The organism is Paenibacillus phocaeensis, assembly GCF_900021165.1.
Taxonomy (GTDB): domain Bacteria; phylum Bacillota; class Bacilli; order Paenibacillales; family Paenibacillaceae; genus Fontibacillus; species Fontibacillus phocaensis.
The window spans coordinates 150,389-162,650 of the sequence record NZ_FCOQ01000038.1 but is presented as its reverse complement, the minus strand read 5'-3'; the positions used below and the strand labels follow the sequence as shown (position 1 = coordinate 162,650).

3 protein-coding genes are annotated in these 12,262 nt (G+C 56.7%); all 3 read left to right on the top strand.

Going from position 1 to position 12,262, the window contains the following annotated elements:
• The first annotated feature begins 220 nt into the window (after positions 1 to 220).
• The 3 genes from BN3795_RS24155 to BN3795_RS24145 are packed head-to-tail and all read left to right on the top strand — an operon-like array spanning position 221 to position 12,152.
• Positions 221 to 4,651, top strand: a complete 4,431-nt coding sequence (locus BN3795_RS24155; RefSeq protein ID WP_456319983.1) for a PA14 domain-containing protein — start codon at positions 221 to 223, stop codon at positions 4,649 to 4,651.
• A 26-nt stretch (positions 4,652 to 4,677) separates the two neighbouring features.
• Positions 4,678 to 6,303 carry an S-layer homology domain-containing protein gene (locus BN3795_RS24150; RefSeq protein ID WP_068787219.1) on the top strand — a complete coding sequence of 542 codons (1,626 nt, stop codon included), beginning with the start codon at positions 4,678 to 4,680 and terminating at the stop codon, positions 6,301 to 6,303.
• Positions 6,304 to 6,353: 50 nt separating this feature from the next.
• The gene (locus tag BN3795_RS24145; RefSeq protein WP_068787218.1) at positions 6,354 to 12,152 is read left to right on the top strand and encodes a glycoside hydrolase domain-containing protein; all 5,799 of its coding nucleotides are present in this window, start codon (positions 6,354 to 6,356) and stop codon (positions 12,150 to 12,152) included.
• The last annotated feature ends 110 nt before the right edge of the window (positions 12,153 to 12,262 follow it).

Here is a 12,262-nt window from a genome sequence, read left to right as displayed (position 1 = left end):
GGGATTATTAAGATGTTGTTAATCTGCTCCTCGATCGGAAGGTCCGGACAAGCGTTCGGGACATTTACAGAAATTTAATTTTCCCTTAACGGTAGATGAATTGAAGGAAACACGGACAAATCGTATGATGTCCTACAATGTCAACACTTCATAATCCAGAGGAGGGACCTAGGGAGTGAAAAGAAAGATTGCACCGGCAAGACGAGTGCTTGCGGCGGTGATGTTGTTGTCCATGCTGTTTTCGGCGGGATACGTACCGATCCAGCCCGCGAAAGCGGAGCCGACGGCGGATATCAACGTATTTGCCGCACCGGGGGTAACGGCAACGGCCATTGGGGAAATCGCGGGCGGTTTCGTCCCGTCCCAAGCGGTTGACGGCAATGCCGCAAACAGCAAATGGGCATATGAAGGGAATACGCAACCGCCGGATGCCCAGAACCCTTATTGGTTAAAGATTGACGCGGGCGCCGAAGCGACGGTGCACAAGTTTGTGCTGGCCCATGCGGGTTCGGCAGGCGAGGCGGATGCATGGAACACCCGTGCATTTTCCATCGAGACAAGCCAGGATGACGTGACCTGGACGCCCGTTGCAACGGTGACGGACAATACGTACGGCGTCACGACGCATGAATTGGCCGAGCCGGTAACGGCCCNAGATGGTTATAAGAGACAGGTGCACAAGTTTGTGCTGGCCCATGCGGGTTCGGCAGGCGAGGCGGATGCATGGAACACCCGTGCATTTTCCATCGAGACAAGCCAGGATGACGTGACCTGGACGCCCGTTGCAACGGTGACGGACAATACGTACGGCGTCACGACGCATGAATTGGCCGAGCCGGTAACGGCCCGTTATTTTAAGCTGAACATCACCGATCCGGGAGACATTAACGATAACGGGAACTATCAGGCGAACATTTATGAGTTTGAGGCCTACGGTACGATGGCGGCCCCATCGGAATCCGATCCGGAGACCCACCCGGAGCTCGTTCCGGTCACCGGCATCACGCTGGACCAGTCCAGCCTGGAGCTGGCTGTCGGGGAAACGGCGCAATTGAGCGCTGCTGTATTGCCGGAGAATGCGACGGATGCAACCTATGCCTGGACAAGCGATGACTCCGGGGTGGCAACGGTCAGCCCGGACGGTTTGGTCACGGCCATTGGATCCGGCACGACGGGCATTACGGCAACAACGACGGACGGCGGCTACAAAACCTCGGCGCTGGTCACGGTCGTTGATCCCGCTGCGGCCGCGGCGCTGGCCGACCCATCGGCGTTGATTCCGCGAGGCAGCGAATGGAAGTATCTGGACAACGGTTCGGATCAAGGAACGGCTTGGCGGAACAACGGTTTTGACGACAGCGGCTGGAATCGAGGGGTTGCCTCGCTGGGTTATGCCGGCAGTACCAAACCTCAGCCGACGTCCGTGATCGGCTATGGGCCGGATGACCGCAATAAATATATTACGACCTACTTCCGTAAGGAATTTGAAGTATCGGACGCTTCGGCGATTCGAGAATTGGCGGCGACGCTGATCCGCGACGACGGCGCGGTGGTTTACTTGAACGGGGAGGAAGTCTTCCGGACGAATATGCCGGGCGGTTCGATCACTTATACGACCCGGGCTTCCGGCAACGTCGCAGACCAGCGGGAGGAGTATCCGTTTGCGATCGACCCGTCTCTTCTGGTCAACGGGGCCAATGTACTGGCGGTCGAAGTGCATCAGGATAGCGTCACCAGCTCCGACTTGTACTTTGACCTGGATCTCAAAGGCGAAGCAGCAGGGCCGCCGGTGAGCGGCAGCGAACAGGGTTTGCTCGCGCAATACTACACGGGGAACAGCGATTTCAGCTTTGGCGAACTCCAATCGACCACGGTGGATACGCAAATCAACTTTTCGAACCTCGATCCGGTCCTGCAAACTTGGACCGGCGGGCAAGATCACGCCAACGTGCGCTGGACCGGCCAAATCCTGGCGCCGGAAACCGGCGACTACACGTTTTACATGACGGGCGACAACGGCTTCAAAGTGTGGATTGACGATCAAGTAGTGATCGACCACTGGGTGAACGATTGGGACGTAGAGCAGACCAGCGCTCCGATCTCGCTGCAGGGCGGGGTGAAATACAGCTTCAAGGTCGAATATTTCGAGGACTTCGGCGGTTCGAACCTCTATTTGCGCTGGGAGACACCGAGCCGGACTAAGGAAATCGTACCGTCGTCCGCCTTTTTCCTGCCGCCAAACTACAACGGGCCGGTCGCGGGAACGGTAGCGGCGAGCGGCCTGGAAGTGACACTGAAGCTTAAAGCTGAATTGGCTGACGCACCTATCGGGCTAAAGGATCATCTGCGCGTTCAATCCGGGGGAAGACGACTTGCTGTGGCGAGTACGGCGATCGGCGCGGACCGCTCCGTATTGGCGTTGACCTTAGCAGAAACAGTCAAATCGAATGAAATCGTCAACGTGACGTACGACGGCCAAGGAGGTTTGGCCTATGCCACGGGCGGAGCGGTTTTGAACGGCTTCACGTTCAGTCCGGCGAATCGAGCGGGAAAATATGCGCCGATCGCGATCGCGATGTCTTTTTATAAGGACCCCAAAACGAAACGCTCTTTCGCCTGGTACACGAATTACGACAAACCGGAGAACGCTCCGGCGAACGCGACGGACAGCATTGTGGAAATCGTTCCGGCTGGACAAGCCTTCGGCTCTCCGGGCGTCATGCGCTTTGTGGGCAAACCGGAAGATACGCGAATCTTGAACCTGAAAATCACGAACTCCACCAACGGCTCGTTCATCAGCCATAAGGTGCTGGCGGAGGGCCTCATGCCAGGCACTTCCTACCAGTTTCGGGTTGGCAGCGACGGGAACTGGAGTCAAACGGGGACGTTTACGACCGAGGGGAACCAGGAGAATTCTTTCGAATTTCTGTATTTGACGGATTCGCAAGGTGCGAATACGCATGACTACGAGGTCTGGGCGGATACGCTCGGCCAGGCGATCAACCATTACCCGAAGTCTAAATTCATGATTATGACCGGCGACCAGGTCGATGCCGGCGCGCTGGAAAGCCAGTGGCTCGATTACTTCGGCAAACCGCAGGATATGCTGATGCACCTACCGATCATGGCCGCCGTCGGCAACCATGAAGGGCCATATAACGATAACTATTATTATCATTTCTATTATCCGAACGATTCCATCGACGATCCGCTCCCGCCGGGCAGCGTATACTCGTTCGATTACGGCGATGCCCATTTCATGGTCATGAACACGATGGACATGGGTTGGGACAACCGGCAACGGGAATCGTTCAAGCAGCAGATCGAGTGGCTGAAGCGGGAAGTAGCCCAGACGGACAAAAAATGGAAAGTCGTCGCTTTCCACAAAGCGATCTACTCCGTCGGCGGTCATTCCGCAGAAAATGAAATTTATGAGCTTCGGGACATGTTGGTTCCGGTGTTCGACGAGCTTGGCATCGACGTCGTCTTGCAAGGTCACGACCACACTTACATGCGGTCGTATCAGATGTACAACGACACGCCGATCAAGGATCCAAAACGCGACGAGAACGGCAACTCGCTCAATCCCGACGGCACGATGTACATCGTCAACAACGCGGCGGGCACGAAGTATTACGACGTAAATAATAATATTGACAAATATTATGCGGCGTATTTTGAGCAAAAGAAAACCCCAATCTACTCCGGTATCCGGATGACGGAAAACAGTTTTACGATCGATTCGTACCGCTCGGGCGAGCAAAACCCCTTCGATACGTATACGATCGTGCGGACGGACACGAAACCGAATCCGGTAAAAGGCCTAAGCGCCGGCAAGACCGGAAACGGGAAATGGGCGCTGACCTGGACGAAGCCGGAGAGCGGCAACGCGGACGACGAAGTCCGGGGCTTCCGGATCTACGAAACGAGCGGCAAGCTGGGCATGAACTGGAGCGTCTACGTTTCGGCGGAAAAAGGCAAGGACATGTACCAGTATGTCGTTGAGAAAGCCGATCCTTCGTCCGTATATGAATTTGCCGTCAAAGCCGTAGATAAACGGGACAACTCGGAGGCTGTGACCGTGAAAGCGGAAGGCAATGCGGCGGCGTCGCCATTGAACCCGATTGTGGATGATGCAGCGAATACGTTTGGTTGGACGAATGCGCCAGGCTTCACCGCCCCTTCCGATTACGAGTACAGCGTGGACGGCGGGGCAACTTGGCAAGCGGTCGAGGCGAATCCGCAACTGATCGGGGCGGGCGAATATCCGGCCGGAACGGTCAGCGTGCGCGTGAAAGCGAATGCCGTTCCGGGCATCGAAGCGGGGGTACCGCTGCCGTCGGACCATGCCTTTACCAACGACACGTATTCGCTTTCCGGCAAGCTGACCCGCGACGGCAAATTGAAAGTCGATGTCACGGTGAAGCAACTGGACGATTTCAGCGGCGAGGCGAACGTTGTGTTCCAATTGCTGCAAGGCAATACCCCAGTGTTGATCAACGCGATTCCGATCAAGCCAAATCAATTGCAGGTCTCCCAATATTTCAACGTGAGCGGAGACAATTACAAAGTGAAGGTGTTTGTCTTCGACCGGTTTGACAGCGATCCGAACGTGCCTGCCGGCCTGGCCAGACCGTTGGTGCTTGAGTAATGGATAGAAAGAAGGGACATCACTCCGTGAAAAAAACTTTGGCAGCCTTGCTGGTGTTGTGGTTCGCGCTTGGGCCGGCATCCGTCTTCGCGGCGGATACCTTTACGCTGAGGTTAAGCGCGAAAGAAGTTCGCCGCGGCGGGGAGCTGACGCTGTCCGGCACGATCCCGGGCGAGACGGGCGGAAATGTGACCGTCAAAATCGTCAGCCCGGCGCAAACGGTCTTGTACGTGGATGCAATTCCTGCGGTGAGCGGCAGCTATTCCGCAACGGTCGGCATTCCGGCGAGCGAGGATCTTGCTCCGTTGGGCCGATACACCGTTGTTGCCGGGAGCGGGAGCGAAACGAAAACCGATACGTTCTCCATCGTAACGGGCGGGGGAACCTCGGGAGGCGGCTCGATCGTGAGTCCGACGCCGACGCCTCAGGCGCCTCCGACCGATGCGAGCGACATCCCGGCGGGAGCAGGACGGGCCAGCGGTTCCATTGCCCGGCCGGAGCTTGCCGCGGACGGGCGGTACATCGTCGGCCGTGACACGCTGGCGGAGGCCGCGCAGCAAACCGAGAGCGGCGAGGCCGTAACGATCGAGCTCCCGGCGGCGGCCGGGGAAGCAGGTACCGCTATGGAGCTGCCGGGACAAGCTTTAAGCAAGCTTACGGAAGAGGGCAAGGGCCTGATCATTACAACCGGTACCCGGACGGTGGAGTTTCCGGCAGGCGCTTTTGCGTTATCGGGCGAAGCCTCGTCGAGAGTACGAATCGTGCTCAACGCGGCATGGTCCGCGGAAGCGAAATCGACGGTGGAGCAGTCCATTCGCGCCGATGCCGATTATAAGCCGACCGGTGTCGTTCTTTCGGTGATCGTCCAAGTCATCGTAGGCGACCAAGTAAAGGAAATCCATCAGCTCGATCGGCCGGCTACGGTGAGTATTCGACTGACGCCAGAGCAGGCGAAGCTGATTTCGAATGAGCTGGCCGGCGTATATTACGTGAACGGCCAGGGGGCTAGATACGTGCCGGGCAAACTGGAAGGCGGCGTATTCACTTTTACGGCGGAGCATTTTTCCTACTACGCGATTTTGGAATATAACAAGACGTTCCTGGACTTGGCCGGGCATTGGGCGGAACAAGCCGTGAAGGCGCTGGCGGCGAAGCATATCGTCACCGGCGTGGATCCCAAGCATTATGCGCCGAACCGTAGCATTACCCGCGCGGAATTCGTGACGCTGGTTATGCAGACGGTCGCTGAGGTTCAAACCGCAAACGGAGAAGGCAATCCGCCGAGCGTCGGGTCCGAGAGCCCGTTTAAGGACGTGGCTCCGGGGTGTTATTACGCTGAGCCGGTCGCTCAAGCCGCTCGGCTTGGGATCGTGTCGGGCTACAACGGAGCGTTCCGGCCGAACGACCCGATTACGCGCGAGGAAGCCGTCGTTTCGCTAGTAAGAGCGGCGGAAACGATGAACACGGCAGCGGCCGCAGACGAGCAGAAGCCGCCGGCTTTTGCCGATGCGCAAGACATTTCGGCATGGGCCGCGAAAGCGGTGGATCAGGCTTGGTCGCAGGGCTGGATCCAGGGCGACGGCAGCCGCTTTAATCCGCGTCACGACTTGACCCGGGCGGAAGTGGCCGTCATGCTCCGGCGGTTGTTATGACCAAAGCGGATGGTTCATGGACTAGACGAAAGCGAGGGGGACAAAAAGCGATGGGGAAGAGGATTGTCTCGGTATTCATGACTGCGATGCTGCTTTATGGTTTGGTGGAATCGCTGTTTGCCGGCGGCGCCGTTTCGGCTGCGGACCTGCGGGCGATTTCCGCCGCGGCGGGGGGAGGATCGCCGACCCGGAACGTGGCGTTAAACGCCAAGGTAACGGCTTCGGGCCAATGCAACAGCAGCGAAAGCGCCAAATTTGCCGTGGACGGCAAAACCGATACCAAATGGTGTGACAACTCGGCGGCCAAGATCAAATGGATGAAGCTCGATTTGGGCAAGCCGTATACCATTAACGAGTGGGTCGTCCTAAACGCCGGCATCAACGAAACCAACAGCAGCCCGTTTTGGAACACGAAAAATTTTCGTTTGCAAAAAAGCGCCGATGGCGTGACCTGGATGGACGTGGACGTCGTGCAAAACAACGCGCAGACGATCGTCGACCGTTATTTGCCGGAACCGTTTACCGCTCAGTACGTTCGGTTTTACGTCAGCCAGGGCGCTTACGATTCCAATACGGTGCGTCTTTACGAGCTTGAACTCTACGGGGTGGATGCGGGGCAAACGCCGGCTTATCCGCCGGTGAACCTGGATCCGGTTGATTACGTCGATCCGTTCATCAACACGCTGGGCGACAACGGCCAGACGAATCCCGGGCCAACCATGCCGTTCGGGCTCGTCTCGCTCGGACCGGACAGCGACGGTGGGGCCTTCAGCGGGTATTATTATCAGGACAAGAACCTGAAGGGATTTTCCCATCTGCGGTTTAGCGGCGTCGGCTGCAGCGGGGCGGGCGGCAGCATCTTGATGATGCCGGAGACCCGCGACTTCACGAACAACAGCAACGAATACAAGCAGCCTTACGACAAAAGCAGCGAGCAGGCGTCCGCCGGCTATTACGCGGTAACGCTGAACTCGGGCGTAGGAGTTGAGTTGACCGCGTCAGATAACGTGGGCTTCCACCGGTATACTTTCCCGGAGAACGCCTCAACTACATCTGTTCTGGTCGATCTAAGCAATAACTACAACGGGGCTCCGCTGGATACGAGCCTAACGGTGGAGAACAACCGCGAAATCTCCGGCATGGTCAAAGCGCAAAACGTGTGCGGTAACGGATACTACGTCATGTATTATTCCATCCAGTTCGACCATGATTTCAACTCGTATACGTCTTGGCAGGGCGATGCAACAGGAACCGTGGCTACGCGGACCGGCCCGAAGACCGGCGTATGGGTCAACTTCGAGAACGCCGCGGGCCAAGCCGTGCAAGCGAAGGTCGGTTTGTCTCCGATCAGCGTCGAGCAGGCGAAATACGAACGCGACCACGATATCGCCGGATGGGATTTCGATGCGCAGCACGCGAAAATCCGCGGGGCCTGGAGCGATTTGCTCGGCAAAGTGGAAGTGACGGATGCGGACGAAGAGAACAAGAAGATCTTTTACACCCAGCTGTACCATACGTTTCTCCACCCGAAAAATGTGACCAGCTCCGTCGGTACCTTCAAGGCGGGACGGGACGAAAATACGATCCGCCAGGCTTTGGAGCTCGGCAACGACTTCGAGTATTACAACGGCTGGACGACCTGGGACGATTTCCGTAAATACGCCCTGTTTTCCGTGCTGACGCCAAAGGAATACAACAACATGGTCAAATCGTTGGCCGATTTGTACAAAACAAGAGGCACTTATACGCAGTGGGGCAGCGGGTACTGGCCAAGCCCGACGGTACGGAACGAATTTAACGGGGCGGTTGTTCTGGACGCCTATGCGAAAGGGTTCAAGGACTTCGACGTGTACACGGCGCTGCAAGGGATGGGCGTCGACGCGGACAATTTCGGAGATCAGGACAAAGTATCCGGCCAACTGGAAAAAGCGCGAAGCGGCTATTTCCCGATGAAATTAGCCGAACTGGTCGGGGATAAAGCAACGTACGAGAGATACAAGCAGGTGGCATTGTCCTACCAAAATTTGTGGAATCCGAAACAGGCCGACGAGAAAGGCCGGAAGATCGGCTTCTTTACGCCGAACGGGATGGACGTGAGCGGAGCGGACGTCACGGCGGTGGACCGATACGCTTACCAAGGCAACCTGTGGCAATATCGCTGGTCCGCGATGCAGGACATGGAAGGACTGGCCGAACTGATGGGCGGCAAAACGGAAATGGCCAAGCAACTGCTGGACTTTTTCGAGCGGGACGAATATATGGCCATCAACGAAACGGACCTGGATGCCCCGTATCTGTTCAATTACCTGGGGTACCCTTATCTGACCCAATATTACGCCCGGGAGTTCACGACGGAAGTGGTTACGCAAAAATATCACAACCACGGGGCTTACTCCTATCCGCTCAAATCGCGCGTGTACCGGGCAGACCCGGAAGGATACTTGCCATCGATGGATGACGATGCGGGCGCGATGGCTTCCTGGTTCGTCTATAGCGCATTAGGCTTGTTCCCGGCCAATCCGGGCGATGCCGCTTTCCTGATCGGATCGCCGATCTTCTCGGAAGTCAAGCTGCACTTGGACGGCGGGAAGACCTTGACGATCAAGGCGAACAACGTTTCCAGCCAAAATCGCTTCATCCAATCGGCGCAGTTGAACGGCAAGAAATTCGACCAGGCCTGGATCAGCTACGAAGCGATCATGGCCGGCGGCACGCTGGAGTTCGACATGGGTTCCCAGCCGAATATGGCATGGGGGGCTATGGCCAAATCGGCTCCGCCGATGACCGATTTCGGCGCCGGGGTCGACGATGCGCTGAGCCGCCAGGAGCTGATCGCCCTCGGCTCGGAGTGGAAGTATTTCGATAAAGGACAACCTCCGGGCGGCAGCTGGCAGGGCGCCGGATTCGACGACAGCGCCTGGAATACGGGAGCGGCTCCGCTCGGCTACGACAATAAGGGGTACGCCAAAACGGTCGTCAGCTATGGACCGGACGGCAACAACAAGTATCCGACGACCTATTTCCGCAAAACGTTCGAAGTCTCGAACAAGAAGGATATGCTGGAGCTGGACGCCAAGCTGGTTCGCGACGACGGGGCCATCGTGTATTTGAACGGGCAAGAGATCTTCCGTACCAACATGCCGGCCGGCCCGGTGAGCTATAACACGTACGCCAACGCGACCGTCGGCGACGAGCGGGACCGGGTCTCTTTCCGGATCGATCCGTCGCTGCTGGTTGCAGGAACCAACGTGCTGACGGCGGAGGTTCACCAGGTGAATGCCACCAGTTCGGACATCGCCTTCGATTTCGGCCTGGAGGCCGTGATGCGGATGACGGTTCCCCCTGCGCCGACCGTACCGGTCGTCGATGACAAAGCCAACACCTTCGGCTGGACCTTTGTTCCGGGATTCGAAAGTGCGACGGACTATGAATTCACGACCGACGGCGGGAAAAACTGGTCCGCAGCCAGCGCCAATCCGCAAATCGTCGGACCTGGCGCGTACGAAACGGGCCAGGTGCAGGTACGGGTTAAAAGCGACGCAAGCTTAGGGAGAGCTCCCGGCGAGCGATTAGTCTCGAAGCAAACCTATACCTCCGATATCGTGTGGGACGTGTTCGATCTGAAGGCGGACGTGAATCGAAAAGGCAATATGGTTGTAAGCATCGACGGTAACTTGAAAGGCACCTACGTCGATGAGGCGGTTGCCGTCATCCAACTGATGAACGGCAGCGGCCAGGCGATGTTGTCCAGCGCCGTGCCCGTGGAGACGGGAGCGTTCGATTTGTCGCAGACGTTTAACGTCAATTCGAGTCGTTATCAGGTGAATATCTACCTTGTGGACGATTATAACGGCAATATCTACGAATCGGTTTGGCTGGCTGAACCGATTATCTCCCAAGCTGAGCCTGCCCCGGAACCTCCGGAACAGCCGGGTGATGATGGACTGCCCGAACCGATTCCGGTTCCGGTCAAAACGCCTGACGTGCCGGAGCCTGCCGTGGAACCGGAACCGCCGGCAGTTGATCCGAAAACGATCGAATTCGAGAGTTATACGGCTATGTCCCCGGACGTGAATACCTTTAACAACAAACCGCTTGGAACAGAAGATGGAAACAATGGAATCGTGGTGAAAAATACGTTTAACGGCGCGTGGTTGTCGTATAAGGACGTGGATTTCGGTACGGAGGGAGCCAATCGGGTCACTGTGGAGTATACGGCACCATCGGATAAGGCTCCGACCGATGCGGCGTTGGAATTCCGTCTAGACGGTACAACTGGAGAGCTTGTTGGCGCGGTGACGTTACTAGACACCGGAAACGGCTGGGATAACTATGCGACCGTCACGACCGCGTTCACCAAAACGGTCACCGGCAAACACGATCTTTACGTCGTGATGAAAGGGAGCACGACCAGCAGCCGGCCTTATATCGGGAACTTCGACCGCTTCACATGGGGGTATCAGAAGACGAGGAACGATTTTGCTCCTCTGGAACTTGAAAAATTCGATGCATGGTCAACGGATCCCCACCCAGTGAAAGGAACCCCGTTAAAGGTCGAGGGGGCATCGGGAGGGATCAACAGCCAGCAAGTCGCCAATACGTTTAACGGGGCCTGGTTAGCTTATAAAGGGATGGATTTCGGCGTGGTTGGCGTAAACCAAATCTCCATCACATACGCGGGGAATACCGGAAACACGGCCGCAGACGCAAAGGTAGAAATCCGGCTCGGCGGGGTGAATGGGGCTTTGGTCGGCACGGTGGAAACACCGCCTACAGGAAACGGCTGGGGGACCTACAAGACCGTAACGGCCGACTTGAACCAAACGATTACGGGAGTCCAAGATCTTTACTTCGTTTTAAAGGGAACTATAGACGGAACGTACAGTTACATTGGCAATTTCGAAAAGGCTGCATTTTCCATGAAGCCTCAAACGCCGAATTTCGAGCCGGTCGACGGAAAGCTGTCGATCGATTTCGAAGCCAGAACCGAATGGACCTCCGCCTTGAATACGTTTAATCAAGGCGGGCTCGGTACGGAGCCGGGCAATGGAGGAACTGTCGTCAAGAACACCTTTGACGGGGCTTGGCTCCTGTACCGCAACGTCAATTTCGGGACGGCGGGCATGAACCGAATCGAAATAGTTTACGATGCGCCTGCAAATCGGGTTCCGGCCGGGGCAAGGGCAGAGATCCGACTGGGTGAGGCGGACGGCACTCTGGTCGGGACCGTGGCGCTTCCGAACACCGCCAGTAGCGGATGGGGGACTTACCGCACAGCTGCGGTCAACCTGGATACCACGGTGACTGGTTTGCAGAACGTGTATATCGTTCTGAAAGGAGCCACGACCAGCTCATTGCTTTACATCGGCAACTTCGACAAATTCGCGTTCAGCAAAACCCGAAGCGATTATGGCAAATTAGAGCTGGAGACCTTCGATGCCTGGTCGACGGCCAACAACCCGGCCAAAGGTACGCCGCTTAAGACGGAAACCAGCAATGGTCGAACTCAGGTCGCAAACACATTCCAGGGCGCCTGGCTCGCTTATAAAGGGTTGGATTTTGGCAGCGACGGCGTTAACCAGTTGTCAATTGAATATTCCGGTAATAGCAACAGCTGTCCGCCGGATGCCGCCATTGAGGTACGCCTGGGCGGGGGCGACGGTACGCTGGTTGGCACGATTCCGGTTCCACCGACGGCCGCTTCCTGGACCACTTATAGGATCGCATCCGGCGATCTGAACCAGAACTTGACCGGAGTTCAGGACGTATATTTTGTTCTGACCGGTACGTCGGACGTGAAGTATATCTACATCGGCAATTTCGATAATGCTTCCTTCACCAAAAAGTAAGACAATAGAAAGAGACGTCCTGGCAGACGTCATATCTTACGACATGGGTGTATATTCTTGAAGGTGTTTTAATTTGTCTCACGCTAGGGGGTCAGTCCCCAGAACTAGGA

What these genes read in the sequence shown, in the direction of transcription:
- BN3795_RS24145 (WP_068787218.1), top strand. Translation starts at nt 6,354, where the DNA reads ATGGGGAAGAGGATTGTCTCGGTATTCATGACTGCGATGCTGCTTTAT.